Source organism: Bradyrhizobium sp. 40 (assembly GCF_023100925.1).
Lineage (GTDB): Bacteria > Pseudomonadota > Alphaproteobacteria > Rhizobiales > Xanthobacteraceae > Bradyrhizobium.
The window spans coordinates 847,951-874,698 of sequence record NZ_CP064688.1 but is presented as its reverse complement, the minus strand read 5'-3'; the positions used below and the strand labels follow the sequence as shown (position 1 = coordinate 874,698).

28 protein-coding genes and 1 other RNA gene are annotated in these 26,748 nt (G+C 65.1%); 10 read left to right on the top strand and 19 right to left on the bottom strand.

The window, feature by feature from the left end; translation table 11 throughout:
• Nucleotide 1 precedes the first annotated feature (1 nt).
• Genes IVB40_RS04065 through IVB40_RS04040 form a run of 6 tightly spaced genes read right to left on the bottom strand, consistent with a single transcriptional unit; the run spans nucleotide 2 to nucleotide 5,134 of the window.
• Nucleotides 2-886, bottom strand: coding sequence for a polysaccharide deacetylase (locus IVB40_RS04065; RefSeq protein WP_247818150.1), 885 nt, complete (start codon nucleotides 884-886; stop codon nucleotides 2-4).
• Nucleotides 873-1,688: an ABC transporter substrate-binding protein gene (locus IVB40_RS04060; RefSeq protein ID WP_247818149.1), complete on the bottom strand. Its 816-nt coding sequence runs from the start codon at nucleotides 1,686-1,688 to the stop codon at nucleotides 873-875. The genes IVB40_RS04065 and IVB40_RS04060 overlap by 14 nt, the downstream gene beginning before the upstream one ends.
• Before the next feature lie 14 nt (nucleotides 1,689-1,702).
• Entirely contained in the window at nucleotides 1,703-2,467 is a 765-nt protein-coding gene (locus IVB40_RS04055; protein WP_247818148.1) for an amino acid ABC transporter ATP-binding protein, read from the bottom strand.
• Complete coding sequence (locus IVB40_RS04050) at nucleotides 2,464-3,321, bottom strand: amino acid ABC transporter permease (RefSeq protein ID WP_247818147.1); 858 nt, start codon at nucleotides 3,319-3,321, stop codon at nucleotides 2,464-2,466. Before IVB40_RS04050 ends, IVB40_RS04055 begins: the two co-directional genes overlap by 4 nt.
• Nucleotides 3,318-4,142, bottom strand: coding sequence for an ABC transporter substrate-binding protein (locus IVB40_RS04045; protein WP_247358218.1), 825 nt, complete (start codon nucleotides 4,140-4,142; stop codon nucleotides 3,318-3,320). The genes IVB40_RS04050 and IVB40_RS04045 overlap by 4 nt, the downstream gene beginning before the upstream one ends.
• Nucleotides 4,143-4,177: 35 nt before the next feature.
• A complete protein-coding gene (locus IVB40_RS04040) occupies nucleotides 4,178-5,134 on the bottom strand; it encodes an N-carbamoyl-D-amino-acid hydrolase (RefSeq protein ID WP_081747991.1) in 957 nt (318 codons plus the stop codon).
• Nucleotides 5,135-5,285: 151 nt separating this feature from the next.
• Here IVB40_RS04040 and IVB40_RS04035 point away from each other — a divergent pair, with 151 nt between their 5' ends.
• Nucleotides 5,286-6,212 carry a LysR family transcriptional regulator gene (locus tag IVB40_RS04035; protein WP_247818146.1) on the top strand — a complete coding sequence of 309 codons (927 nt, stop codon included), beginning with the start codon at nucleotides 5,286-5,288 and terminating at the stop codon, nucleotides 6,210-6,212.
• Between the two features lie 23 nt (nucleotides 6,213-6,235).
• On the top strand, nucleotides 6,236-6,955 hold the full coding sequence (locus tag IVB40_RS04030; protein ID WP_247818145.1) for a type 1 glutamine amidotransferase: 720 nt from the start codon (nucleotides 6,236-6,238) through the stop codon (nucleotides 6,953-6,955).
• 121 nt (nucleotides 6,956-7,076) lie between these two features.
• Here the strand turns inward: IVB40_RS04030 and IVB40_RS04025 are convergent, their stop codons facing one another.
• The 7 genes from IVB40_RS04025 to IVB40_RS03995 form a co-directional block, all read right to left on the bottom strand.
• Entirely contained in the window at nucleotides 7,077-7,544 is a 468-nt protein-coding gene (locus IVB40_RS04025; protein ID WP_247287521.1) for a nuclear transport factor 2 family protein, read from the bottom strand.
• Between the two features lie 77 nt (nucleotides 7,545-7,621).
• Nucleotides 7,622-8,026, bottom strand: a complete 405-nt coding sequence (gene ybgC / locus IVB40_RS04020) for a tol-pal system-associated acyl-CoA thioesterase (RefSeq protein WP_247432859.1) — start codon at nucleotides 8,024-8,026, stop codon at nucleotides 7,622-7,624.
• Nucleotides 8,027-8,139: 113 nt separating this feature from the next.
• Entirely contained in the window at nucleotides 8,140-9,057 is a 918-nt protein-coding gene (locus tag IVB40_RS04015) for a metallophosphoesterase (RefSeq protein ID WP_247818144.1), read from the bottom strand.
• Nucleotides 9,058-9,186: 129 nt separating this feature from the next.
• Nucleotides 9,187-10,221 carry a Holliday junction branch migration DNA helicase RuvB gene (ruvB, locus tag IVB40_RS04010; RefSeq protein WP_197031222.1) on the bottom strand — a complete coding sequence of 345 codons (1,035 nt, stop codon included), beginning with the start codon at nucleotides 10,219-10,221 and terminating at the stop codon, nucleotides 9,187-9,189.
• A gap of 155 nt (nucleotides 10,222-10,376) precedes the next feature.
• Nucleotides 10,377-10,994: a Holliday junction branch migration protein RuvA gene (gene ruvA, locus IVB40_RS04005; RefSeq protein WP_247818143.1), complete on the bottom strand. Its 618-nt coding sequence runs from the start codon at nucleotides 10,992-10,994 to the stop codon at nucleotides 10,377-10,379.
• Nucleotides 10,991-11,518, bottom strand: coding sequence for a crossover junction endodeoxyribonuclease RuvC (gene ruvC, locus IVB40_RS04000; RefSeq protein ID WP_247818142.1), 528 nt, complete (start codon nucleotides 11,516-11,518; stop codon nucleotides 10,991-10,993). Before ruvC ends, ruvA begins: the two co-directional genes overlap by 4 nt.
• A gap of 70 nt (nucleotides 11,519-11,588) precedes the next feature.
• Nucleotides 11,589-12,335 carry a YebC/PmpR family DNA-binding transcriptional regulator gene (locus IVB40_RS03995; protein ID WP_027515523.1) on the bottom strand — a complete coding sequence of 249 codons (747 nt, stop codon included), beginning with the start codon at nucleotides 12,333-12,335 and terminating at the stop codon, nucleotides 11,589-11,591.
• A gap of 206 nt (nucleotides 12,336-12,541) precedes the next feature.
• Here IVB40_RS03995 and IVB40_RS03990 point away from each other — a divergent pair, with 206 nt between their 5' ends.
• Nucleotides 12,542-14,290 (top strand): methyl-accepting chemotaxis protein, encoded by a 1,749-nt coding sequence (locus IVB40_RS03990; RefSeq protein ID WP_247818141.1) that lies wholly within the window; start codon nucleotides 12,542-12,544, stop codon nucleotides 14,288-14,290.
• Between the two features lie 109 nt (nucleotides 14,291-14,399).
• On the top strand, nucleotides 14,400-15,824 hold the full coding sequence (locus IVB40_RS03985; protein WP_247431842.1) for a methyl-accepting chemotaxis protein: 1,425 nt from the start codon (nucleotides 14,400-14,402) through the stop codon (nucleotides 15,822-15,824).
• A gap of 323 nt (nucleotides 15,825-16,147) precedes the next feature.
• On the opposite strand, the gene IVB40_RS03980 is transcribed toward IVB40_RS03985, so the two are convergent.
• Nucleotides 16,148-16,411 (bottom strand): hypothetical protein, encoded by a 264-nt coding sequence (locus tag IVB40_RS03980; protein WP_007599963.1) that lies wholly within the window; start codon nucleotides 16,409-16,411, stop codon nucleotides 16,148-16,150.
• A gap of 179 nt (nucleotides 16,412-16,590) precedes the next feature.
• Between IVB40_RS03980 and IVB40_RS03975 the strand changes: the two genes are divergently transcribed.
• From IVB40_RS03975 to IVB40_RS03955, 5 genes are all read left to right on the top strand, one after another.
• On the top strand, nucleotides 16,591-16,911 hold the full coding sequence (locus IVB40_RS03975) for a hypothetical protein (protein WP_081747973.1): 321 nt from the start codon (nucleotides 16,591-16,593) through the stop codon (nucleotides 16,909-16,911).
• A gap of 59 nt (nucleotides 16,912-16,970) precedes the next feature.
• Complete coding sequence (locus tag IVB40_RS03970) at nucleotides 16,971-17,129, top strand: ATP-binding protein (RefSeq protein ID WP_256468220.1); 159 nt, start codon at nucleotides 16,971-16,973, stop codon at nucleotides 17,127-17,129.
• A 447-nt stretch (nucleotides 17,130-17,576) separates the two neighbouring features.
• The gene (locus IVB40_RS03965) at nucleotides 17,577-18,041 is read left to right on the top strand and encodes a (2Fe-2S)-binding protein (protein ID WP_247283948.1); all 465 of its coding nucleotides are present in this window, start codon (nucleotides 17,577-17,579) and stop codon (nucleotides 18,039-18,041) included.
• Nucleotides 18,042-18,049: 8 nt separating this feature from the next.
• Entirely contained in the window at nucleotides 18,050-20,227 is a 2,178-nt protein-coding gene (locus tag IVB40_RS03960) for a xanthine dehydrogenase family protein molybdopterin-binding subunit (protein ID WP_247818140.1), read from the top strand.
• Nucleotides 20,224-21,567 (top strand): cytochrome c, encoded by a 1,344-nt coding sequence (locus tag IVB40_RS03955; RefSeq protein ID WP_247818139.1) that lies wholly within the window; start codon nucleotides 20,224-20,226, stop codon nucleotides 21,565-21,567. The genes IVB40_RS03960 and IVB40_RS03955 overlap by 4 nt, the downstream gene beginning before the upstream one ends.
• A 171-nt stretch (nucleotides 21,568-21,738) precedes the next feature.
• Here the strand turns inward: IVB40_RS03955 and IVB40_RS03950 are convergent, their stop codons facing one another.
• The 5 genes from IVB40_RS03950 to IVB40_RS03930 form a co-directional block, all read right to left on the bottom strand.
• Nucleotides 21,739-22,563 (bottom strand): TIGR00282 family metallophosphoesterase, encoded by an 825-nt coding sequence (locus tag IVB40_RS03950; RefSeq protein ID WP_247818138.1) that lies wholly within the window; start codon nucleotides 22,561-22,563, stop codon nucleotides 21,739-21,741.
• The gene (locus IVB40_RS03945) at nucleotides 22,541-23,137 is read right to left on the bottom strand and encodes a 5-formyltetrahydrofolate cyclo-ligase (RefSeq protein ID WP_247818137.1); all 597 of its coding nucleotides are present in this window, start codon (nucleotides 23,135-23,137) and stop codon (nucleotides 22,541-22,543) included. Before IVB40_RS03945 ends, IVB40_RS03950 begins: the two co-directional genes overlap by 23 nt.
• Before the next feature lie 192 nt (nucleotides 23,138-23,329).
• Nucleotides 23,330-23,489: non-coding RNA, 6S RNA (ssrS, locus tag IVB40_RS03940), on the bottom strand.
• A 48-nt stretch (nucleotides 23,490-23,537) separates the two neighbouring features.
• Nucleotides 23,538-23,921, bottom strand: coding sequence for a cell division protein ZapA (locus IVB40_RS03935; protein ID WP_007599950.1), 384 nt, complete (start codon nucleotides 23,919-23,921; stop codon nucleotides 23,538-23,540).
• On the bottom strand, nucleotides 23,918-24,208 hold the full coding sequence (locus tag IVB40_RS03930; protein WP_007599949.1) for a DUF4164 domain-containing protein: 291 nt from the start codon (nucleotides 24,206-24,208) through the stop codon (nucleotides 23,918-23,920). Before IVB40_RS03930 ends, IVB40_RS03935 begins: the two co-directional genes overlap by 4 nt.
• Nucleotides 24,209-24,662: 454 nt before the next feature.
• On the opposite strand from IVB40_RS03930, the gene tkt reads away from it, so the two are divergent.
• Nucleotides 24,663-26,648: a transketolase gene (gene tkt / locus IVB40_RS03925; RefSeq protein WP_247818136.1), complete on the top strand. Its 1,986-nt coding sequence runs from the start codon at nucleotides 24,663-24,665 to the stop codon at nucleotides 26,646-26,648.
• Nucleotides 26,649-26,748 lie beyond the last annotated feature (100 nt).

Sequence of the window (26,748 nt, the reverse complement as noted above, 5' to 3'; positions counted from 1 at the left end):
CTCAACTTTTTCCGGCCTCGTGGCGCAGGAAGTTGGCCGCGATCTTCTCGCCGGTCGTGATCCAGACATCCGGGCACGACTTTGCGTAAGTGAGAAACTCACGCAGCAGGCGCAGCCGCATCGGGCGGCCGCTGCATTGCGGATGCAGCACGGTCGTCACCATCGCGCCCCAGTCTCTGGTTTCGTCGAGCTCGTCCCTCCAGATCGAAAGCACATGCTCCTTGGGAAAAATCGAGCGCGGACTGAAGCGCGCGGACAGACCGTGCATCCAGTCGTCATAGCTTGCGGTCACCGGCAGCTCGATCGTGCCCGGCTTGCCGTCTGCGAGACGATGCCGATAGGGCCGCACGTCGTCGCGAAACGAGGAGGTGTAGACGATGCCGTGGCGCACCAACGCCACCCGCAGCTCCTCGGTGAATTCGCCGTAGGGCGCGCGGTAGCCGGTCGGCCTGACGCCAAGCCGGCGCTTGAGTGCCTCGAAACCGCGCTCGAGCTCCTCCTCGATCCAGGGATCGCCGGGATCGGGAAGGAGATGGTGATAACCATGGTGGCCGATCTCGTGACCGGCCTTGAGAATGGACTCGGCCATCGCCGGATGCGCGTCGACCGACCATCCCGTGACGAAGAAGGTCGCCTTGAGATCGAGCTGATCGAGCAGCTCCAGCAGTTTCGGCGTGCCGACGCGCGCCTCATAGCCGCCATAGCTCATGGTGATGAGCCGCTGCGCGTGCACCGCGTCCTTGCTGGTCCAGGCGCTCTCCGCGTCCACGTCGAACGACAGGAACATCGCCGAATTGTACGGCCTCGGCCAGGGGTATTCCGGCGCAGGATCCGCGGTGTTGGCTGGGGTGAGCGGGATGCTCTGGAGTGCCTTACTGTCCAGCATTGAGGGTCGCCTTTTCGAGTGCGTTGTCGGTCAGTTTCCACTTGGCAAGCAGCGTACGATAAGTGCCGTCCGCGATCAGCGCGTCGACTGCCTCCAGCATGGTTTGCTGCAGCGCCTTTTCCTTGACCGGCAGAGCGATGCCGGTGAATTGCTGCGCGATGGGCTCGCCCACAGTCGCATAGGTGCCGGGCTCGAGGTCCATGATGTAGGGCAGCGTCTCGTTGCCTTGGGCGGCGGCATCGATGCGGCCCTGCCTGAGCTGGGTGCGGGCATCGGCCGAGCCGTCGGTCCCGACGAACTGGACCGGATTGGTGCCGCAATTCTTCTCGCTCCAAGCCGCGATCTGCGCCGGGAACATGGTGCGGCGGCTGGCGCCGACCTTCTTGCCACAGAGCGCGGCTGCGTCCTTGAACTCCGCCTTGCGCGACTGCTGCACGAAGAACTGCGGGCCGCTGCGCAGATAATCGACGAAGGACGCGATCTCGTGCCGGCTGGCATAGTCGGTGAAGCCGGACAGGATGGCGTCCACCCGCCCGGTCGAGATCGACGGCATGAACTCGGCAAAGCTGGTCTCCTGCCATTCGATCTTGACGCCGAGCTTGCGGCCGATGGCCTCGCCGAGATCGATGTCGAAGCCGGACAACGCGTTGGTGGCGGGATCTCGGAACTCCATCGGCGGATAGTTCGGCACCAGCGCGACCTTGATGCTGCCGCGCTTGGCGATCTCCGCCGGCAGCTCGACTGCCATGACCCGAGCGCTCATGGCGCCAACGAGTGCCGCCGTAACCAGAATTCTCTTCATCGATACGCCCCCATTCAGATCACTGCCGACAAAAATGCCCTGGTACGCTCCTCGCGGGGCGCGCCCAAGACATCGGATGCGCGCCCCTGTTCGATGATCGCGCCCTGGTCCATGTAGACGACGCGGTCGGCGACCTCGCGCGCGAAGCCGAGTTCGTGCGTCACGACCATCATGGTCATGCCGCTCCGCGCCAGCTCCTTCATGACCGCCAAGACCTCGCCGACGAGCTCGGGATCGAGCGCGCTGGTCGGCTCGTCGAACAGCATCAGCATCGGCTTCATGGCAAGCGCGCGGGCAATCGCGACGCGCTGCTGCTGGCCGCCGGAGAGCTGGGCGGGATACCAGTCCGCTTTGGCCGACAATCCGACACGCCGCAGCAGCTCGATCGCCTCCGCACGCACCTCGTCGGATTTTCGACCCTGAACCTGGAGCGGACCTTCGGTGATGTTTTCGAGCGCGGTCTTGTGCGGAAACAAATTGAAGCGCTGGAACACCATGCCGGTCTTCAACCGCTGCCGCCCGATTTCGCGCTCGCTGAGCCGATGGAGCCATTCGCCCTGCTCGCGCACGCCCAGGAGCTCGCCGTCGAGCCAGATGCCGCCGCTGTCGATCGCGGCGAGCTGGTTGATGCAGCGGAGCAGCGTGGTCTTGCCGGAGCCGGAGGCGCCGATCAGGCACATCACCTCGCGGGGCCGGATGTCGAGCGAGACATTCTTGAGAGCCTGAAACTCTCCAAAACTCTTGCTGACGGAGCGGATCGCGACGAGGGGTTTTGTCATCGCGCGAGCCGCAATGTGCCGCGCGCAAAACGGTGTTCGAGCAGCATTTGGAGCGGCGTCAGGACCGAGACGACGAGCAGGTACCAGAGCCCGGCCACGATCAGGAGCTCGATCACGCGCGAATTGGCGTAGTAGATGTTTTCCGCGTTGTGCAGCAGTTCCGGATACTGGATGACGCTGGCGAGCGAGGTCGCCTTCACCATGCCGATGAACTCATTGCCAAGCGGCGGGATCACGACCCGCATCGCCTGCGGCAGGACGATCCGCCGCAGCGCACGCAAGCGTCCCATGCCGATCGCCTGCGCGGCCTCATATTGCCCGATATCGACCGACAGCATGCCGGCGCGCATCACTTCCGACGTATAGGCGCCCTGGTTGATGCCGAGCCCGAGCAGCGCGGCGAGGAACGGCGTCATGACGTCGACGGCGCGCGCGCTCCACAGGCCGGGAATGCCGATGGTCGGAAACACCAGCGCGAGATTAAACCACAGCAGCAGCTGCAGGATCAGCGGCGTGCCGCGGAACAACCAGGTGTAGCCTGCGGCAACGGTCTTCAGCACCGGGTTGGGCGAAAGCCGCATGATCGCGATGACGACGCCGAGGAAGATGCCGAGCGCCATCGCCAGCACCGCCATCACCATGGTGTTGACGATGCCTTCGAGAATGACCTTTGCCGTAAGGAAGCGGCTGACATAGGACCATTCGATCTGGCCGGCCGCAAACGCGCGCACGATCAATGCAAGTACAAGAACGATCAGCGCGGCGCTGAGCCAGCGAAACCAGTGCGGCTCGCGCGCGATCCGCATCCCCGACAGGTCGGGAAAACCCTCCGCGAGTGCCGGTGCCGTCTTCATTGCGACGCCGCGTTCAGCATGGGCTGCACGACCGCATTGGCGCCGAGACCCCATTTGTCGAGGACAGCCTTGTAGGAACCGTCGGCGATCATCGCCGCGAGCTTCTCGGTCACCACCTCGCGAAGCACCGCATCGTCCTTGCGGAACATGATGCCCTGATATCCTTTGGCAAAGGGCTCGCCGATCACACGGTATTTGCCGGGTTCCTGCGTCTGCGCATAAGGCAGCGTCTCGCTGCCCTGTACGGCGGCGTCGATGCGGCCCTGCTTGAGCTGGTTGCGGACGTCGATCGAGTTCTCGCCCGGCACGTACTGGATCGCTGGCCTGCCGGCCGGCTCGCAATTCTGCTTGCTCCACTTCTCGATCTCGACCGGGAAGCTGGTGCTGCGGGTGGTCCCAACCTTCTTGCCGCAGAGATCGGTCGCAGCCTTGGCTTCGTTCTCCGCCATGACGAAGAACTGCGGGCCGGTCCCGAGATAATCGACGAAATCCGCGGTCTCGCGCCGCGAGGCGCGATCGGAGATGCCGGAGATGATGAAATCGGCGCGCTTGGTCTGAAGCGACGGGATCAATTCCGCGAACGGCGTCTCGCTCCAGACGATCTTCACGCCGAGGCGCTTGGCCAGTTCGTTTGCCAGATCGACGTCGAGCCCGACGAGCTCATTGGTCGCGGGATCGCGGTATTCCATCGGCGCGTAAGTGGAGTTGACCGTGAGCTTCAACGCGCCCGCTTGCTTGATCTCGGCCGGAAGCTCCGCCGCCTGCGCGGACGTCGCGGCCGCCAGCGCTGCGATGCCGAGGAAATACGAGAGGCGCGTCATATCGGCTCCTTTGCCAACGTTGTTGGAACGTCCTGTCAGTCTGCGTCGAGAACCGCGGGCTCGATGACGCCGGCGCGTTCGGTGATCACCCTGTATTGCTCCGGCCGCCGGTGCGCGGCGAAGTTGAACATCTTGTCCTTGCCCTGGCGGCAGAGGTCGAGATCGATGTCGGCGACGATCACCTCGTCAGTCAGCGTTGCGGCCTGCGCGACGATGCGGCCATTGGGATCGACGATGCAGGAGCCGCCGATCAGCCCGGAGCCGTCCTCCTCGCCCGCCTTCGCCACCGAGATCGCCCAGGTCGCGTTCATGTAGGCGTTGGCCTGCGTCACCAGCGTGGAGTGGAAGGTGCGCAAGGAGGCATCTTCCGTGCTGCCGCCATTGGGATCATAGGCCGCCGAATTGTAGCCGATGCAGACGAGCTCGACGCCCTGCAGGCCAAGCACGCGCCAGGATTCCGGCCAGCGGCGATCGTTGCAGATCATCATGCCCATGATGGCGTGGGCCCAGGCCGAGCCGGCGCGGAAGGCCGGAAAGCCGAGATCGCCATAGTCGAAATAGCGTTTCTCGAGCTGCTGGTAGCGCGCACCTTGCCGCGGCTCGACCGAGCCCGGCAGGTGCACCTTGCGATAACGGCCGAGCAGCTCGCCGTCGCGATCGACCAGGACGGCGCAATTGTAGCGGCGCCCATCCGGCGTCAGTTCGGCATAGCCGACATAGAAGCCGACGCGCAGCGCACGCGCACGGTCGAACAAGGCGGCGACGTTCGGGTTCGGCATGCCGCGTTCGAAATAATGGTCGAGCGCCTCGCCTTCGAGCAACCAGCGCGGAAAGAACGTGGTGAAGGCAAGCTCGGGAAACACCACGAGGCTGGCGCCGCGGCCGGCCGCCTCCTCCAGCAGCGCAAGCATCCGCGACAGCGTGTGCTCGCGCGTATCGGCTTTTTGCGTCGGCCCCATCTGTGCGGCGGCGGCGCGAAGGACACGAACCAAGATTGCCTCCAATCTGTGCGCAGTGGCGCCTCAATGGGCGAATGAACCCTTTGATGCGACGTGCAAATCCGCTGCCATTACGCGGAAGCGGGGCTGCAAAATCAATTCGTTCTGCTATGATGTTTTGGCCCAGAGTATAATCGGCAGTGATATGAACCTGCGCCAGCTCGAGATTCTCCGCGCCGTCATCCGCCACCGCACCACGGTTGCGGCCGCCGACGAACTGGCGTTGTCGCAGCCTGCCGTGAGCAACGCGCTGAAGACGATGGAGGCGCAGGCAGGTTTTGCACTGTTCGAACGCGTCAACAACCGGCTGTTTCCGACCACGGAAGCGATGGCGCTCTACAAGGAGAGCGAGGCGATCTTCGCGCTGCACGCAAAGCTCGAGAGCCGCGTGCGCGATCTGCGCGAGAACCGCTCCGGGCATCTCGCGCTGGTCGCGACGCCGCCGCTCGCCTACAGCATCATCCCCTCGGCGCTGTCAGGTTTCCTGCGCCGCCGCCCAGAGACACGGGTGTTCTTCGACGTGCGGCGCTATGAGGGGATCATCGAAGGCGTGCTCAACCGCGTCGCCGAGCTCGGCTTCGCGCTCGGGCTGACACATCATCCAGGCATCGCCCATGAGGTGGTGCACACCGGCGAGATGGTGTGCGTGCTGCCGCCGCAGCACCCGCTCGCCGACCGGCCGGTGATCTCGGCCGCCGACTTGTCCGGCCTGCCCTTCATCGGGCTCGAGCGCGGCACACGGCTCGGCGAGGCCGTGCGTGACAGTTTCGCCCGTGCCGGCGCGCCGTTCCGGCCGACCGTCGAGGTGCGCTACTGCAACACGGCCTGCGTGCTCGCCGCCGCCGGCGTCGGCGCCGCGGTGGTCGATCCCTTCTCGCCGCGGCAGAACGGCGGGACCGGCCTCGTCGTGCGGCCGTTCGCGCCGACGACGCACGCGGTGGCCTATATGCTATGGTCGGAAGCAGAGCCGCTGTCGCGCCTGGCCAAGGCGTTTATCAACGAGGTCCGGAAAGAGAGTGCGCTGCTGGAGCCCACAGCGCCACACCAGCAACATGGGGCAGGAAGCGACTGAGCTTGACCTTTACCGGAGGGCACATGGCACGCATCACCATCATCGAGACCGGGCAGGTCCCACAAAAATATCGCGAGCGCCACGGTTCATTCCCGGACATGTTCGAGCGCATGGTCCGCGCCGAGGATCCGACAGCCACGGTCGAGATCGTCAGCATCCCGAACGGCGATGCGCTTCCGGATCCGCGCAATTTGGAGGCGGTGCTGATCACCGGCGCGGCTGCCGGCGTCTATGACGGGCTCGACTGGATCGCGCCGCTGGAAGAATTCGTGCGCACGGCCTACGCCAGCAGGACACCGATGGTCGGCATCTGCTTCGGCCATCAGCTGATCGCGCAGGCGCTCGGCGGCACCGTGCGCAAATCGGAGAAGGGCTGGGGCATCGGCCGGCACGTCTATCAGGTGCTGCCGGACAACGGCGTCGTCGACGGCGAAGCGGTCGCCATCGCCTGCTCGCATCAGGACCAGGTGATCGAGCCGCCGAACGATGCGCTGACCATCCTCTCGTCCGACTTCACCCCGCATGCCGGCCTGCTCTACGCCAACGGCGCGACGCTCACCCTGCAGCCGCACCCGGAGTTCGACTTGGGGTTTGCGCAAGTGTGCTGCGAGCTGCGCGACGGCAAGGCGCCGGACGCGGTCGTCGCCACCGCGAGGGAGTCACTGGCGGAGCCGATGGACCACGCGAAGCTCGGGGGGGCGATTACGAGATTTCTGGCACGCAAATCCATCCCCACATCCTGAGGAGCGCGCCATTTGCGCGCGTCTCGAAGGATAGAGGCCCCGCTGCAGCAACGGGGCCTGCATGGTTTGAGACGCCGCTTCGCGGCTCCTCACCAATGAGGGGTGACAGTTGTTTCTCGGCTCAGAAAGGGTCCGTTCCCAGCCCCGCCACATCCGCCGGCCTCGGCCCCGGTGCCGGCCAGTGAAACCGCCGGTCCTTATCCGCGATCACCACGTCGTTGATCGAAGCCTCGCGCCGCCGCATCAGGCCGTGCTCGTCGAACTCCCACTGCTCGTTGCCGTAGGAGCGGTACCACTGGCCGCTCGCATCGTGCCATTCGTACTGGAAGCGCACGGCGATGCGGTTATCGTCGAACGCCCAGAGGTCCTTGATCAGGCGGTAGTCGTGCTCCTTCTCCCATTTGCGGGTGAGGAACGCGACGATGGCTTCGCGACCCTGAAAAACCTCGGAGCGGTTGCGCCAGCGGCTGTCCTCGGTATAGGCGAGCGAGACGCGCACCGGGTCGCGCGAATTCCAGGCATCCTCGGCCATACGCGCCTTCTGCGCGGCGGTCTCACGGGTGAAGGGCGGAAGCGGCGGGCGCGACATGAGGGCCTCATCGGTTGGCGGGAGTGCAATCTATCGCCGCGCGCGGGGGAGTCGAGAGGCCGTCCGCTATCGCCCGATCACGAAATCAGATCAGCCTTCATCAAGGCGCGGATCGATTTCGGGATCGGCTGGGCGCGGCCGCCGCTGATGAAGGCGACGCGCACCTCGGCCTTCACCAACACCTCCTCGCCGCGGCGCACCTCCTGCGCCAGCATGATGGAGGCGCCCTTCACCGCGACCGGCCAGGTCACGACATCGAGCACATCGTCCATCCGGGCAGGCTTGAGGAAATCGAGATGCATCGAACGCACCACGAAGGCGAAGCTTGCGTCTTCCGCCTCGGCCTGCTCGAACAATGCCTGCTGCTCGGCGCCCATCAGCCGCAGATGATTGGTCCGTCCGCGCTCCATGAAGCGCAAATAGTTGGCGTGATAGACGATGCCGGAAAAATCCGTGTCCTCGTAGTAGACGCGGACCTGCATGTGGTGGCGGCCGTCGCGGATCTCGCCGTCGAGATGAGCTGTCACGTCACGAGCCTCTTCGCTTTCGGTAACCAGTCCGTTTTGCGCAAAAACGGCCGGCTGCGCAAGCGCGGCTAGACGATCAAAGGCCCCCGACCCAGCGTCACCTCGACGATCTCCGGCGGCACGCCGACGCGGAGCGGCATGATGCTGCAACCGAGGCCGCCGGAGATGATGACGTCGCATTTCAGCCGGACATGACCGTAGGCGAGCCGGAGGCCGTGCTGCGGCGGAACCGCCGGCGACCAGCCGAGCAGGCGGACCTGGCCGCCATGGGTGTGGCCGGACAGTTGCAACGCGACGCGGGTGGGCACGCGCGGCGCGATATTGGGCTCATGCGCGAGCAGGATGATCGGCGCATCGTCGGTGACCTTGGCGAGCGTCGCGTCGAGATCGTCGGCGCCGAAGCGCCCCGTGCTCCGGAAGCGCCGCGCCGGCAGAAAGGCGAGCTGATCGCCGAGGCCGGCGAGCCAGAACGCGCGGCCGTCCTTGGCGAGCCGCACGACGTCGTTCTCGTAGACGGGAATGCCGGCCGCCTCCAGCGCGCGATGCGCAACCGTCTGCCCGTGGCCGGCCTGCTGTACGGTCCTGTCCGCCCAATAATCATGATTGCCCATGACGGCATGCACGCCGAGCGGCGCTTTCAGGCCGGCCAGCACCTTGGCCCATTCGCTCGCTGGAATGATGCGCGTGACCTGGTGCAGGCCCGCGACATAGTCGCCGAGCAGAACGATGATATCCGCGTTGAGCGCATTGGTGCGATCGACGATGGCCTCGATCCGCTCCAGCGACATCCAGGGATCGCAGGCATGGACGTCGGCGATCACGGCGATCTTCAGCGGGAAACCCGCCGGCCATTGCCGCGGGGTTGGATGATAGCGGGTGACCCGAAGCCGCAGCATCGGCTCGACGCCGACGCCATAGGCCGCGGTCGAGACACCGAGGGCGGACAGGCCGCCGATGGAACGGAAGAAATGACGGCGCGTGATCATGGCAGCCCGATCGTGATGCGGCTTCTTGATGCGATCCTATTGGAGCGGAAATGGGGTGCGTTTGTGCAGACCCTCTGCACGAGATGACCGGAAATTCATGACGGCCCGAGCAGGCTGCACTTGCGTAGATCAGTCGTCGCTCTCGTCGGTCCCGAACAGGCCGAACTGTGCCGCCGCATCGCGCGAGGGCTCGGCTATCCCGAGATGGCGGAAGGCGTGCGAGGTGAGCAGGCGGCCGCGCGGGGTCCGCTGCAGATAGCCACACTGGATCAGATAGGGCTCGATGATGTCCTCGATCGCGTCGCGCGGCTCGGACAAGGCGGCGGCCATCGTCTCGACGCCGACCGGGCCGCCGCCATAGTTCTGTGCGATGGTCGTGAGGTAACGGCGGTCCATCGCATCAAGGCCGGCGGCATCGACCTCGAGCGCGCTCAGCGCGTGATCGGCAATCTTGCGATCGATCCTGTCGGCATCGGCCGCCGAGGCAAAATCGCGCACGCGGCGGAGCAGCCGGCCGGCGATGCGTGGCGTGCCGCGCGCGCGTCGCGCGATCTCGTTGGCGCCATCCGCGCTCATGCCGACGTTGAGCACGCGTGCGCCACGGGTGACGATGCTCTCAAGCTCTTCGATCGTGTAGAAATTCAACCGGATCGGAATGCCGAAGCGGTCGCGCAAGGGATTGGTGAGCAGGCCGGCGCGCGTGGTGGCGCCGACGAGGGTGAATTTCGACAGCTCGATCTTCACCGAGCGCGCCGCCGGGCCCTCGCCGATGATGAGGTCGAGCTGGAAATCCTCCATCGCGGGATAGAGCACTTCTTCCACCGCAGGGCTGAGGCGATGGATCTCGTCGATGAAGAGCACATCGCGCTCTTCGAGATTGGTGAGGAGTGCTGCGAGATCGCCGGCCTTGGCGATCACCGGGCCCGACGTGGCACGAAAGCCGACGCCGAGCTCCTTGGCCACGATCTGCGCCAGCGTGGTCTTGCCGAGGCCGGGGGGACCGACGAACAACACGTGATCCAGCGCCTCGCCGCGCTTGCGCGCCGCCTCGATGAAGATGGACAGATTCTTGCGCGCCTGCTGCTGGCCGACGAAATCGGACAGCGATTGCGGGCGCAGCGCGGTGTCGCCGACATCGTCGCTGCGGCGCTCGGGCGTGACCATGCGGTTGGCCTTGGGATCGCTCACTCAGCGGACTCCCGAAAATCGTAGGGTGGGCAAAGGCGCTCTTCGCGCCGTGCCCACCATGTCGCTGATCGCTCTATAGATGGTGGGCACGCTTCGCTTTGCCCACCCTACGAGATTGACCATTTCCGCGCTCACTTCGACAGCTCCTTCAGGCCCAGCCGGATGAGCTGCGCGGTCCCGGCGCTCTCGCCCGCGCTGCGCGCGGCCGATGCGATCGCCGCCGCCGCCTGCGGCTGGCCGTAGCCGAGATTGACCAGCGCTGAGATCGCATCCGCCACGGGTCGCGGCGCGCGCTGGTCGTCGACGGCACCGGCGAGGTGCACGACCGCCGGATCGACATTGGCGAAGGCCGGCGCCTTGTCCTTCAGTTCGGTGACGATGCGCTCCGCGACCTTGGGGCCGACACCGGGCGTGCGCGCCACCGCGGCCTTGTCGCGCAACGTGATCGCGTTGGCGAGGTCGGACGGCTGCAGCGTACCGAGCACGGCGAGCGCGACCTTGGCGCCGACGCCCTGCACGGTCTGGAGCAGGCGAAACCATTCGCGTTCCTGGTCGCTGCGGAAGCCGAACAGTTTGATCTGATCCTCACGAACATAGGTCTCGATCGACAGCACGGCGGCCTCGCCCGGCGAGGGCAGATGCTGCAGCGTGCGCGTCGAGCAATGCACCTGATAACCGACACCGCCGACGTCGAGGATGACGAAATCCTCGCCGTAGGAATCGATCAGGCCCTTGAGCTTGCCGATCATAAGCCTGCCACCTTCAGCCGCAGCGCGGTGCTCTGGCGATGATGGGCATGGGTGATGGCGATGGCGAGCGCGTCGGTGGCGTCCGCGGACGGCGGATCGGCCTTGGGCAGCAAGATCTTGAGCATCATCGCGATCTGCTGCTTGTCGGCGTGGCCGGCGCCGACCACCGTCTTCTTCACCTGGTTCGGCGCGTATTCGGCAACGCTGATGCCGAACATCGCGGGCGCGAGCATGGCGACGCCGCGGGCCTGGCCGAGCTTCAGCGTCGCGACGCCGTCCTTGTTGACGAAAGTCTGCTCGACCGCGGCTTCCATCGGCTTGTGACCGGACAGGACAGCGGCCAGCCCCTCATGGATCGCGAGCAGCCGGCTCGCCAGCGGCAAATCGTCCGGCGGCTCCACCGAGCCGCAGGCGACGTAGATCAGGCGGTTGCCCTCGGCCTCGATCACGCCCCAGCCGGTACGGCGCAGGCCAGGGTCGATGCCGATGATGCGAACGGGGCCACGAATCGGGAGCGTCGTCATGGGCCAGTGATAGCGGCTGGCCGCCGTGGGGGAAACAGAAACAGAACGGAAGTAACAGGGGAAGTGGCCCCTACCCGCCCATCTTCGCCAGCAGCGCGTCCGACACCTCGAAATTGGCGTAGACGTGCTGGACGTCGTCGTGCTCGTTGAGCAGGTCCATCAGCTTGAGCAGCTTCTCGCCGGTCTCGTCGTCGACCGCGACCGTGTTCTGCGGCTTCCAGATCAGCGCGGCCTTGCGCGGCTCGCCGAACTTGGCTTCCAACGCCTTGGCGACGTCGCGATAGCCTTCGGTCGAGGCGTAGATCTCGTGGCCGCCTTCGCTCGATATCACGTCGTCGGCGCCGGCCTCGATCGCGGCATCCAGCACCGCATCGTCGGAGGCGACGCTGCGGTCGTATTCGACGATGCCGGTGCGGTCGAACATGAAGGACACCGAGCCGGTTTCGCCGAGATTGCCGCCGGACTTGGTGAAGAAGGAGCGGATGTCGGAAGCCGCGCGGTTGCGGTTGTCGGTCAGCGCCTCGACGATGACGGCAACGCCGCCGGGTCCGTAACCCTCGTAGCGGATCTCGTCATAGTTCTCGCCGTCATTACCGAGCGCCTTCTTGACGGCGCGCTCGATATTGTCCTTCGGCATGTTCTCCTGGCGCGCCGCCGTGATGGCCGCACGCAGGCGCGGGTTCATGTTGGGGTCGGGCGTCCCCAGCTTGGCCGCGACGGTGATTTCCCGCGCCAGCTTGCCGAACAGTTTCGACTTCTGGGCATCCTGCCGCCCCTTGCGGTGCATGATGTTCTTGAATTGGGAATGTCCGGCCATGCGTGATCTTCTCTAGGGGAATCGTGCGCCAAGGTGAGCGTGGGAAGCGCGGCCTTATAGGCCGCCACCCCCCCGGAAAGAAAGAGGCTCTACGACTTTAAGGTAACACCGTACGGGCCCGTGCCTAGATGTCAGGCATCGTTAACCCTGATTTCATTCCAGCCTGCGAAAATAGCGTCCGACCGTCCCCCGACAAGAGAGACCTGATGGCATTCGGACTATTTCGGAAGCGTCTGCCGGACATGGCTGCAACTGCGGCGGTCCCGCAGGCTGCGCAGCCGGTGGCCAATTCCGAGCCTGCCGCGGCCGTCGAAAGCGATTCGGCCAAGGAAATCCTGGAACTGCTGGAACTCGAGCTGGGCGCCATGATTCGCCAGCTCGAGCGCGCCGCTAATTCGGTGGCCGGCGGCGCCGAGGCGACTGCGACGACGCTTGCCGCCATTCGCGACCGCACCGACGCCCTCACCGGCCGGACCAATGCCGCGCAATCGAACGCCTCCACCTTCGCCCATGCCGCCGACAAATTCACCCAGTCGGCGCTGGGCATCGGGGCGCAGGTTCGCGAGGCCGGCAAGCTCGCGGACGAGGCCAGCGCCGCGGCGCAGGAAGCCCGCGCCAACGTCGATCGCCTGCGCGAATCCTCGGCCGCCATCGGCAACGTCGTCAATCTGATCGCGCAGATCGCGCGGCAGACGACGCTGCTCGCGCTCAACTCGACCATCGAGGCCGCGCGTGCGGGCGCCGCGGGAAGAGGCTTTGCGGTCGTCGCCACCGAGGTCAAGGCACTCGCGGTGCAGACCCAGGGCGCGACAGAGGAGATCACCAAAAAGATCGACGCGCTGCAGCGCGACGCCGCCGGCTCCGCGGATGCGGTGCACCGCATCTCGCAGGCGATCGAGGCCATCCGCCCGGTCTTCGAGACCGTCAACGGCGCGGTCGCCGAACAGAACGCCGCCACCAGCGAAGTCTCCGGCAATGCGACAAGCGCGTCGCAGTTCATCATCTCGGTCGGCGAAAGCGCAGCCGAGATCGATGCTGCGACCAAGGCGGCCGAGAGCCACGGCGAGAACGTCGCGAGCGCCGGCAAGGCCGTGACCGCCTTCGCACAGAAACTGAAATCGCGCTGTGCCGTGCTGCTGCGCCAAAGCGAGCACGACGACCGCCGCAAGACCGAACGGCTGCCCTGCCATCTCAAGCTCGAAACCGCCCGCGGCGTGCTGCCGGTCTACGAGATAGCGATGGACGGCGTGCTGATCGGCGGCGCCGACGCGGGCCGCCTTGCATCGCAAGCCATGATCGAAGGCACCCTCGAAGGCGTCGGCGCCTGCCGCCTGCGCGTGGTCGAGCAGTCCAAGGCCGGCGCGCGCGCGCAATTCGTCAATCCCGATGCCGCGCTCCGCGAGAAGATCGAGGACAGGCTCTGGTCGATCCACGAAGAGAACACGGAGTTCGTGACCCGCGCCATGGAAGCGGGCAACGCGCTGACCGGAATCTTCGAGCAGGCGGTTGCTCGCGGCGAGGTGAAGATCGAGGACCTCTTCGACACCGATTATGCCGAAATCGCCGGAACCAATCCGCAGCAGTACCGCACCCGATATCTGGACTGGGCCGACCGCGCGCTGCCGTCGTTCCAGGAAGCGTCTCTGGCAAAGGACCCGCGCTTGGCGTTCTGCGCCATGGTCGATCGCAACGGCTTCCTGCCGGTGCACAACAAGATCTATTCGCATCCGCAGCGGCCGGGCGATGCCGCCTGGAACACAGCCAACAGCCGCAACCGGCGGATGTTCAACGATCCGGCGGGGTTGGCCGCCGCGCGCAACCTGCGCTCGTATCTGGTGCAGAGCTATGCGCGCGACATGGGCAACGGAAATACGGTGATGATGCGCGAGATCGATGTTCCGATCCGCGTGCAGGGCCGGCACTGGGGCGGATTTCGGACGGCCTACAAGCTCTAGTGCGCGCTCAGGCAAGACGCCAAGGCGCGAATCACCTCTTAAGACCGGAATTGGAATGGGAATGCCGCGGAGAGCCGGCGAACGGCTCTGACTGGAGGACTCTCAAGACATGTCCGTCGTACAACTTGCAGTACTGGACACCGGCTCCAACCGAACGCTTGCCGAACGGCTGATCGATCAGCTCGCCGACCGCATCGGCGGCCTCGGCGTGGAACTCGCTGACATCGCCGGCAACGTCCAGGAAGTCGCAAGCCGCGTCGCGAACCAGTCGGAACGGTTTCATCACCTCCAGGAAACCGCCGAGACGATGGTGTCGGCCAACCACGACATCGCCAATGCGTCTCAGGCGGTGCAAACGACCACGTCAGCGGCGGTCGGCGAGATCGCGCAGTCGCGCGGCGCAGTCGATGCCGCGGTGAGCCACATCTCCGAACTCGTCGCAGCCGTCGAACGCATCGAGGCGCGGCTCAGCGCCGTCGGCTCCGCGCTGGCGCAGGTGGCAAAAGTGTCCGGCTCGATCGAGGCGATCGCGAAGCAGACCAACCTGCTCGCGCTCAACGCCACCATCGAGGCAGCACGCGCCGGCAATGCCGGCCGCGGCTTCGCGGTGGTCGCAAGCGAGGTCAAGAACCTCGCGGAAGCCACCCGCCAGGCCACACACCAGATCTCCGACACCGTGCGCGATCTCGACGGCCAGATCGAAGGCCTGATCGGCGAGAGCAGCGATGCTTCGCAGCGCGCGAAGACGGCCGGCGAAGGCGCCCAGCGGATCTCCGGCATCATCTCGCGGGTCCAGCAGGGCTTCGCCTCGGTGGAAGCGGAGATCGGCAGCGTCACGCGCGCGGCGACTTCCAATCTCGGACATTGCGACAGCGTCATCAGCGAGCTCAACGAGCTCGCCAAGGGCGTCGACCTCTCTTCGCGCGATCTCAAAAACGCGGATCAGCGCGTGACCAAACTGCTCGACACGTCCGAAGGCCTGATCGCGCTGATCGCAGACAGCGGCGTCGAGACGTCGGATGCGCCGCTGATCCGAATCGTCGTCGAGACCGCCAAGCGGATCTCGGACGAGTTCGAAGCCGCCATCGGCCGCGGCGAGATCACGCTCGACCAGTTCATGGACGAGAACTATCGGGAAATCCCCGGCACCGATCCCAAGCAGTACAACACTAACTATGTCGACTTCACCGACCGCGTGCTGCCCGCAATTCAGGATCCGATCCAGAAGTCCGATCCCCGCATCGTGTTCTGCGTCGCCTGGGCCAAGGGCGGCTATCTGCCGACGCACAACCCGAACTACCGCCTGCCGCAGGGCAAGGACCCGGTCTGGAATAACGCCAATTGCCGCAACCGCCGCCTGTTCACCGATCGCGCGGTGCAGAAGGTCGCGGCCAACACCAAGCCGTTCCTGCTCCAGACCTATCGCCGCGACATGGGCGGCGGGCAGTTCGTGCTGATGAAGGACCTGTCCTCGCCGATCATGATCCGCGGCAAGCACTGGGGCGCCTTCCGGATGGGCTTTCGGCAGAGCTGAGGGTCGTCGCGACGCGGTTGCGGCGGCGACGCGATGGCGTCCCTGAATCAAAAACCTCGAAAACAACCCCATGCACAGTAGCCGGGGCGAGCAGACTCAATGGCTTAAGCGCCCGATGAATCCGTCGATCCAGGCGCCTCTGAAGCGCTTGCGGCGTCGGGCAAAACAGGCGTAGAATGCTATTATTCCGAAATTTCCATTCCTCCCTTCTCTCCTTGTCGGAGCCACGCGATGCGAGCCAGTGGCCTATCCCCGCCAGACAAAGAAAAGCCGCCACCGGGACGAAACGATGACGGCTTCTTGCTGGCTTGCGAAACCGGCCTTTACCGCCCGGCTCCAACGCGATTGACGCCACCATTCGCATTGCCACCGGCGTTATGACGGACTGCGGCGCGCGCCACCGGGCGCGGCCTGAGCACGACGCCTGCCCGAGCAACGCAACCCGCCGGATATTCTACGTACTGGCAGTAAATCACCGCCTTGGCTGGGGTTGGACTGAGCGACAGGGTTGCAAGCCCAAGCAGGCCGCTGGCGGCGATGCCCGCGACCGTCGCTGACTTGATCGAAAGAAGCTTCCTCGGATGCATGGCGGACCTCCCTCTTCGCACTTGCGTCACCGAAAGGTGACGGAAGCGCCTCAGGTGCGGCTGAACATAGCGTAGGCGTCGCAAATGCGCGGGTTCGATTGATCTACATCAAGCTCACGCGCGGAGTGAGCCGCAATCTCGCGAGCGGGGCTTAAGGAATTCATGGAAGGGTTTCTGTCATGCTCCGCTTCATTCTTGCTTCTCTTGCCGCTTTCGTTTTGCTCACCGCCTGCTTGATCCCCGATGATGCCGAGGCCCGGCGCGGCGGAGGTGCCTATCGGGGTGGCGGCGCTTACCGCGGCGGTGCGGTCGCAGTTCGAGGACCGCGGGGCGGCGGCGCTGTTGCGGTGCGCGGCGCGGGCTATCGAGGCGGCTATCGCGGCTACGGCTATCGGGGCTACGGTGTAGGAGCGGCAGCGGTCGGCGCGGCTGCCGTTGGCACTGCTGCGTACCGCCGCAGTTGCTACGATGCTTACGGAAACTACATTTGCGCCTATTGATCCATGGCGACGCCCGATAGCGCGGCTTGGCCTTCTGTGCGCACAAGCAAGCGCCGGCGGTGACCGTTCGAGCCGTTTACACCAGCAAAGCGGAAGGCATGGGCATGGGCCTGTCCATTGCGCGCACCATTATCGAAGCGCACAACGGGTTCATATCAGCGAGTAATCGGGAGCACGGCGGTGCCTCGTTCACGATCAGGCTTCCCTTTGCCGGTTGATGCACAACTGTGCCCGTACGCGGAGACGGACCCTCACCCGAGTGAGCCTGCGTCTACGGGCGTCGCTGCCCTCTCCCACAAGGTGAGAGGGCACATCAATGAGTCGCCGCAATTGATCGCGTCAGAAGCCCGCGCCGTCGATCGACTTCCATAATCGCACGAGTTTCGTCATCGCATGATTTTGCGCATTCGCACGATCACCTGCGGCGAGCAACGGCGCATGTGAAGAAAAAGCGTCAGAAAATGACGATTATCATATCAATTAGCCCAAAATCACCGCAGCGATCGCCGCACAAATTCGTGAACGTCATGGCCTGACGCGCTCGCTACGCAAATATGCATTGCCGGAAATGTCGACGCTTCATCGTTTCGCATCGATATGATTATTGTGCGCGCAAATTCGCTGACTAGATCGCCGTAAGCGATCGAGCGAGCAAGGGGATGCATATGGCAACTGTTCTCACCATCAATGGCGAAACGAAATCGTTCGAGGCGCCACCTGAAATGCCGCTGCTGTGGGTGCTGCGCGACGTCCTTGGGATGACCGGCACCAAGTTCGGCTGCGGCATCGCGCAGTGCGGCGCCTGCACGGTGCACGTCGATGGCAAGGCAGTCCGCTCCTGTGTCTTGCCGGTCAGCGCGGTCGCGAACCGCGCCGTCACCACGATCGAGCATGTCGGCAGCACGCCTGCGGGCACGAAGGTGCAGAAGGCCTGGCTCGATGCCGAAGTGGTCCAGTGCGGCTATTGCCAATCCGGCCAGATCATGGCGGCCGCGGCACTGCTGGCGGCAACGCCCAGCCCTGACGATTCCGACATCGACGCCGCGATGGCTGGCAACATCTGCCGCTGCGGCACCTATGTGCGCATCCGCGAGGCCATCAAGCAGGCCGCCTCCGGTCGTCAGTCGTGAGGTCCGCCATGATCACCGACAAGACTCTTCCTGACGTCTCCCGCCGTGCGCTTCTGACCGGCGGTCTCGCCACCGGCTTCCTGCTCGCCTTCCACCTGCCGCTGCGCGCCGCCGTCAACGAGCCGGAGCAGCCGAAGGACACGACCGACGGCAAGTTCGCGCCCAACGCCTTCATCCGCATCGACGAGACCGGCCGCACCGTCCTGATGATGCCGCAGGTCGAGATGGGCCAGGGGGTCTATACTTCGATTGCGATGATCCTGGCCGAAGAGCTGGACGCCGATTGGGCAAAGGTCGCCGTGCTGCATGCGCCGCCCAACGACAAGCTCTACGCCAATCCCGCCTTCGGCTTGCAGGCCACGGGTGGTTCGACCTCGATCCGTGCCTGGTGGAAACCGTTGCGGGCAGCCGGCGCCAGCGCGCGGGCGATGCTGGTGCGGGCCGCAGCAGTGCAATGGCAGGTCGAACCTGCAAGCTGCACCGCGTCGAAAGGCGAGGTCGTGCACGCCGCAAGCGGCCGCAGGCTCGGCTATGGCGAACTGGCACTGGCCGCACAGGGCCAGACGCCGCCGAAGGATGTTTCGGTCAAGGACCCCAAGGACTTCGTCATCATCGGCCAGCCGCTGAAGCGGCTCGACACGCCGGACAAGGTCAATGGCAAGGTCGTCTACGGCATCGACGCGATCCTGCCCGGCATGAAGATCGCAGCGATCGCCAATTGCCCGGTCTTTGGCGGCAAGGTCGGCAAGGTCGACGACAGCGCGGCGGTGAAAATCCCGGGCGTGCGCAAAATCGTGGTGCTCGAGGATATAGTCGCCGTGATCGGCGACCACATGTGGGCCGCCAAGAAAGGCCTCGATGCGCTCAAGATCGAGTGGGACGAGGGACCGAACGCCAAGCTCAGCACGGAGGATATATGGCGGCATCTGCGCGCCGCCAGCGAGAAAGACGGCGTGGTCGCGAAATCGGTCGGCGACATCGCCAAGGGGCTCGCAAGCGGCGACAGGTTCGAGGCGAGCTTCGAACTGCCGTTCCTCGCGCATGCCTCGATGGAACCGATCAACGCCACCGTTCACGTCAGGCCTGATGCCTGCGAAATCTGGACCGGCACGCAGATCATGACACGCGTGCAGTCGGAGGCGGCGAAGGCCGCGGGTCTCCCGGTCGACAAGGTGATCGTCAACCAGCATCTGCTCGGCGGCGGCTTCGGCCGCAAGCTCGAGCCGGACATGGTGGTGGCCGCCGTGAAGATCGCAAAGCAGGTCGATTATCCCGTCAAGGTGATATGGACCCGCGAGGAGGACATCCAGCACGACGTCTACCGCCCGGTCTATCGCGACCAGGTCACGGCATCGCTGGTCGACGGCAAGGTCGCGGCCTGGAAGTACAAGGTCGCCGGCTCCGCCGTGCTGGCGCGCTGGCTGCCACCGGCGTTCCAGAAGGGTATCGATATCGACGCGGTCGATGCCGCGGTGGATGCGCCCTACGACTTCGCCAATTTCCATGTCGAATATGTCCGCGCCGAACCGCCGGCGGTGCCGACCGGCTTCTGGCGCGGCGTCGGTCCGAACAACAACGTGTTCGCGGTCGAATGCGCGATGGACGAGCTGGCGCGCAAGGCCGGCAAGGACCCCGTCGAATTCCGCCGCTCCATGCTGACCAAGAATCCGCGCATGCTCGCGGTGCTCAATCTCGCCGCCGAGAAATCCGGCTGGGGCCAACCGCTGCCACCGCGCGTCGGTCGCGGCGTCTGCGTGCAGCCGTCGTTCGCGAGCTTCCTCGCCACCGTGGTGGAAGCGGAGATCGACGATATCGGCGAGATCACGCTCCGCCGCATCACATCGGTGGTGGACACCGGCATCGCGGTCAACCCCGATACAGTGAAGGCGCAGATCGAGGGTGGCCTGGTGTTCGGCCTCACCGCCGCGCTCTATGGCGAGATCACCATCGAGAAGGGCCGCGTGCAGCAGTCGAATTTCCACGACTACCGCATGATACGCATCAACGAGATGCCGAAGATCGAGGTCGTCGTCGTCAAGAGCGGCGAGGCGCCCGGCGGCATCGGTGAGGCCGGCGTCAATGCTGGACCGCCGGCGCTGCGCAACGCCATTTACGCGGCAACCGGCGTCGCGCTGCGGCGCCTGCCGATCGATCGGAAACTGCTGGCTGCGGGGAAAAAGGCATGAGCGGCAAGATGCGTATCTTCACCGGCATCGTCGTGATCGCCATTGTCGTGGTGGCGCTCGGCGTCTGGATCATCCGCGGGCCCGGCCCGCTCGACTTCGCCGGCGGCCCCAAGGTGGTGCTGGCGGATTACCGTGCCGGCAAGCCGACCGGCGTGCCGGCGAAGCTCGAGAAGGCGAGCCTGGTCGAACGCGGCGAATACCTCGCGAAGGCGGCCGACTGCATGGTCTGCCACACCAAGCCCGGCGAGACGGACTATTCCGGCGGGCTCGGCTTCAAGCTGCCGTTCGGCACGCTCTATTCCACCAACATCACGCCGGACAAGGACACCGGCATCGGCAATTACAGCGACCAGGATTTTCTCAACGCGGTCCAGCGCGGCAAACGCCATGACGGCGCCCGGCTCTATCCGGCGATGCCGTACACGTCCTATACCTATATGACGGATGACGACGTGCTGGCGGTGAAGGCGTATCTGTTCAGCCTTCCTGCGGTGCGCGCGAAGCCGCCGGAGAACACGCTGTCCTTCCCGTTCAACCAGCGCTGGGCGATGATTGTCTGGTCGGCCGTGTTCAATCCCGACACACGCTTTGCGCCTGATACGTCGAAGAGCCCGGAGTGGAATCGCGGCGCGTATCTTGTTGAAGCGTTGGCGCATTGCGGCGAATGCCACACGCCGCGCAATCTCGGCTTTGCGCTGGACAACCGCAAGAAGTTCGCAGGCGCGATCACGGCGGGGTGGCGCGCCTTCAACATCTCCTCCGACAAGGCCACCGGCCTCGGCAGCTGGCGTGACGAGGACCTGATTTCCTATCTGTCGTTCGGCCATGCGCCGGGCCACGGCTCGGCGTCGGGTCCGATGGGTGAAGCGGTCGACCACAGTTTCAGCCAGTTCGCGCCTGAGGACATAAGCAGCATCGTCGCTTATCTGCGCAGCGTGCCACCACAGCCCTCGCCCGACCTGCCCGCAACCACCGCACCCGTCGCGCCTGCCTCGCACAAGGACGGCGTCACGGCGGACGCGCGCGGCAAGAAAATGTTCGCCAGCGCCTGCGCCACCTGCCATGGCTGGAGCGGCGAGAGCCCGGTCTCGCCGATGGCAACGCTGACCGGCACCTGGGCCGTCAACGACCCCGCCGCCACCAACGTCGCGCAGATCGTGATCTCAGGCACCAAGCGGAATACGCCCGACGGGGCGCTGTCGATGCCGGCGTTCGGCAACGCCTATAGCGACGACGAGATCGCGGCGGTCGCGAATTACGTCACGGCGCGGTTTGGCACGAAGGGGTCGAAGCTGACGGCAAAGGATGTGGCGGAGTTGAGGGAGCAGACGGCGGAGTAGGTGCGGTGAGCGCATCACTCTCGGCGTCGTCCCGGCGAAGGCCGGGACCCATAGCCACTGCGATTTGTTTGGCAAAGATTCGTCGTTCGGTACTCCGGCTGCGTGCAATGGATAGATCACGCGGTATGGGTCCCGGCCTTCGCCGGGACGACACTGAATATGTGGCGCCGTTCAGCTCAACCAGAATTTCGGCGTCGCCGGCTCCAGCCGGCCGCCGGCGCGCACCGGCGCGATGCGCAGTGCCAAGCCCGTCGCATCATCCGTCTCCACGGCCACGCCACTCAGCGTCGCGGCGCCCGCTGCCGGCTCGAAGCGGCCTGAGGGGATGCCGGAGGTGAACCGTCGCAGCGGCTCTTCCTTCTGCATGCCGATGATGGAATCGTAGTCGCCGGTCATGCCGGCATCGGTCATGTAGGCGGTGCCGCCCGACAGGATCTGGTGGTCGGCGGTCGGCACATGGGTGTGGGTGCCGACGACGAGGCTGGCGCGGCCGTCGCAGAAGAAGCCGATGCCCTGCTTCTCGCTGGTCGCCTCGCAATGAAAGTCGACGACGATGGCGTCCGCGGCAACGCCGAGCGGGCAAGCGCCGAGCTCGCGCTCCAGTGCTGCGAAGGGATCGTCGAACGGGGTCATGAAGACGCGGCCCAAAGCGTTGACGACGAGCGCGTGCTTGCCGTTCTTGGTCTCGACCAGCGCGGCGCCGCGGCCGGGCGTACCGCGTGGATAATTCGCGGGCCGCACCAAACGATCCGCGCGCTCGATGAACACGAGAGCTTCGCGCTGGTCCCAGGAGTGATTGCCGAGCGTCACCGCGTCGGCGCCGGCATCGAGAAACTCCTGATAGATCGCTTCCGTGATGCCGAAGCCGCCGGCGGAATTTTCGCCGTTGACGACGACGAAATCGAGCGACCAGTCCTTGACCATGCCGGGCAGATATTCGGCGATGGCATTGCGCCCGGCACGGCCGACGACATCACCCACGAAGAGAATGCGCAACTTCAGAACTCCGGAAATCGAATACGTCGGATTCCGTTAGCACATAATCCAGCGCCACGTCGTGGGCTAGTGCCGGAACCGCCTTGATCTCCTGCGCTGCAAAAGCGAGCCCGATGCCGACGATGGTCTTGGCTTTTCGCAGATGCGCGAAGGTGTGGTCGTAGTGCCCCGCGCCATAGCCGATGCGATGGCCGAGACGATCGAAGGCAGCGAGCGGCGTCAGCATGATGTCGGGAATGACTTCAGCGGCCCCTGGCGACGGCTCGGGAATACCGAGCGGGCCGAGCATCAGACGATCGTTGGGATGGAAGATGCGGAAGATCAGCGCCTGGCCGCGCGCGGTGACGCAAGGCAGCGCGAGCCTGGCGCCCTGCTCGGCCAGCTTCTTCAGCAGCGGCATCGGATCGATCTCGCTGCGGATCGGCGAATAGCCTGACACGATGCTGCCGGGCAGAAGCTGGAACGGCAGCCCGCGCTTGGCGAGCTTGGCGGCGGCGGCGGTGCGCTTCTTTTCGCTCAGCGCATCGCGCGCCGCGAGGGCTTTGGCGCGGAGTTCGGCTTTGGTGTTGGTCATGCGCGCTTGCTCCGAAGGCTGAGCCTTGCTCCGCCGTCATCACCTGCGAAGGCGGGTGATCCAGTATTCCAGAGACGCCAGTGATCAAACATCGACGCCGCGGCGTACTGGATGCCCCGCCTACGCGGGGCATGACACCGCTGGTTTGTCGAGGACGCAATTCGAAGGAACGTATGGCCAGAAAAACAAAAGTGCGAAGCCGCGAACGCCGTTGAAGCACTCGATCCCGGAGTTCCCTACGAAAGTAGGTGGGCACCATATGTCCGAGCCCACGGGCCCGGCCAGGGACAGTTCCCTAAAGGATCGATAAGGCCCCGGGGATAATGGCTCCTGACGCGCGTCGCAGCCCCGCTCGGGCAATGTAACAACGATGCTGACGAATCGCCAGCCCGGTGAACGATCAGCCGATGGCGATCCCGTTGCCGACGGTGCGGTTCAGGACCTGGGTCGACTTTTCGATGCGCTCCGCCGCAGAGTTCAGTGCGTTCACGACCGCGGTCTGGGTCAGCCGGGCGCGCTCGACGGCGGCGTTGCGGAAATCCCGCAGTTCGGTCAGCTCCTGCTCCATGGTGCGGATGCGATTGCCGGCGTCTACCAATTCGTCGCAGACGGTCAGCGCCGCCATCACGGTAAGCCTGGCATCACCGATCTCGCCGAACTTTCCGCGCAGCGACTGAATCCGCGTCTCCAGGCTTTCGGCGAGCTTGAGCAGCCGCACCTCCTGGCCCTCCTCGCAGGCCATGCGATATTGCCGGCCGTTGATGGTGACGTTGATGTGGCTCATCCATCCTCTCCGGTATCGAGCACCGAGCGAATCGTGACGATCGCGGAATCCAGCCGATCGGAGATCTCGCGGCTGGAGCGCTCGAGCTTGCGCGCCTTCACCAACGCGCCGTCGAGTTCGTCGGCAAGCCGCGAGCGGTCCGCGCCCAGCGCCTGAATCCGCGCCGCGAGCTCGTTCTCGTCGCGATCGGCATCGCGCCGCCGCTCCACGGCGCTTTCGAGCGAGTCGAGCGCCGCCATGAGCCTGCGGGTCGCGATCTCGATCTCGACGGCCGAGGACTCGGTCATGGCAGAGCTGTTGGATACGCGATCGTTCATGCAGTCAGCGGCGGAACCTGTGGCCTTGCCCTTGGGCTTTTCCTTTGGGCATTTACCTTGGAGCTTGCCGTCCGGCAAAAGACTCGGTTCGGCAAGCGGTTAGAAGCAGAAATTTACGTGGCAAGCTAGCGGAGCGCAACGCCGCCACGAAACTATGCACTGATAGATCGGGATGGGATTCATCCCGATCTATCAGTTCCTGCCGGGCATGACCTGGCCGGAAAACCGGCCTCCACTTTGCGCTAACGCGGCCCTGCGGGTCCGGATCATGCCGTAAGCAACTTTTACGGCCAAACCGGCGTTTGATTGCCTTGGCCTGCCGGAACCGAGATGCTATCCCAGCCGCGACCCCAGCGGCCGAAAGGCTCCTTCCGGCGCGGCCAAATCCAGCCACAAGCGCCTCATTTCAGACGGATTTTCAGACATGACGCAGGTCGATCACAACCGTATGGCCAATGCGATCCGCGGCCTTGCCATGGACGGCGTCGAGAAGGCGAAATCGGGTCATCCCGGCCTGCCGATGGGCGCCGCCGACATGGCGACCGTGCTGTTCACGCAATTCCTGAAATTCGACGTCGCCGCGCTGGACTGGCCGGACCGGGACCGCTTCGTGCTCTCGGCCGGGCACGGCTCGATGCTGATCTATTCGCTGCTGTATCTGATCGGCAGTCCCGAGATGACGATCGCCCAGCTCAAGGACTTTCGTCAGTTGGGGTCGCTGACGCCAGGACATCCCGAGCACGGCCACACCAAGGGCATCGAGACCACCACCGGTCCGCTCGGCCAGGGCATTTCCACCGCCGTCGGCATGGCGCTCGCCGAGAAGATGCTCGCGGCCGAGTTCGGCAAGAAGATCGTCGATCACCACACCTATGTGATCGCTTCCGACGGCGATTTGATGGAAGGCGTGTCGCAGGAAGCGATCGCGATGGCCGGGCACTGGAAGCTCAACAAGCTGATCGTGCTGTATGACGACAACGGCATCTCGATCGATGGCCCGACCTCGATCTCCGATTCCGTGGACCAGGTGAAGCGGTTCAAGTCGGCGGGTTGGGCAGCCGAAAAGATCGACGGCCACGACCAGGCCGCGATATCGGCCGCGATCACGCGCGCGCAGAAATCAAACAAGCCGACGCTGATTGCGTGCCGCACCACCATCGGCTTCGGCGCGCCGCACAAGGCCGGCACCAACAAAGTGCACGGCGAAGCGCTCGGTGCCGACGAACTCAAGGCCGCCAAGGAAAATCTCGGCATTTCGCTGGAGCCGTTCTCGGTGCCCGACGACGTGCTCAAGGCCTGGCGCGCGGCCGGCAGCCGTGGCGCGGCGGCACGACAGGAATGGGAAGCAAGGCTCGGTGAACTCGGCAGCCGCAAGCGCGCCGAGTTCGAGCGTCGGCTGCGCCACGAGCGCCCGGCCGCGCTGGCAAAGGCGTTCAAGGGCTACAAGAAGGAGCTCTTGGAAAAGCCGATGAATGCGGCGACCCGCAAATCTTCCGAAGCCGTGATCGAAGTGATTGCCGGCGCGATGCCGATGGAGTTTCTGGCGGGCTCGGCCGATCTCACCGGCTCCAACAACAACAAGGCGAAGTCGGCGACTGCGTTCTCGGCCAAGACGCCGAAGGGCCGCTTCATCCATTACGGCATCCGCGAGCACGGCATGTGCGCGGCGATGAACGGCATCTTCCTGCACGGCGGCTTTGCGCCGAACGGCGCGACCTTCCTGGTGTTCACGGATTATGCCCGGCCCGCGATGCGGCTCGCCGCGTTGATGGGGACCGGGGTCGTTTATGTCATGACGCATGATTCCATTGGCCTCGGCGAAGACGGCCCGACCCACCAGCCGGTCGAGCATCTCTCAGCACTTCGCGCCATTCCCAACATGCGCGTGTTCCGCCCGTGCGATTCCATCGAGGTTGCCGAGTGCTGGGAGCTCGCGCTCAACCGCATCGACGGCCCGACAGTCCTGGCGCTGACCCGGCAGAACCTGCCGCAACTGCGCACCGCCGCGCCGAACGAGAGCCCGTGCCGGTTCGGTGCCTACGAGCTGGTGGCCGCCCAGGGCGAAGCCAAGGCGACGCTGTTCGCTTCCGGCTCCGAAGTGGAGATGGCCGTGGCCGCCCAGAAGCAGCTCGCCGAGCGCGGCATTCCGACCCGGGTGGTTTCGGTTCCCTCGCTCGAGCTCCTGTTAGCGCAACCAAAGGAGCGCCGCGACGAGATCATCGGCAACGCCCCGGTCAAGGTCGCGATCGAGGCCGCCGTGCGCTGGGGCTGGGACGCCGTGATCGGCCAGGATGGCGAGTTTATCGGCATGCACTCCTTCGGCGCCAGCGCCCCTCTCAACAAGGTATTCCAGCACTTTGGCATTACCGCCGAGGCCGCGGTTAACGCCGTTCTGAAACGCGTTTCCTGAGAGTTGAGATTGCCGAAAAAAAGGACTACCTAACTCTCATATGATCAAGCCCCGCCCGGCCGAACCGGGCGTCCGCCCTAAAAAAACCCTCGCAGGCGCG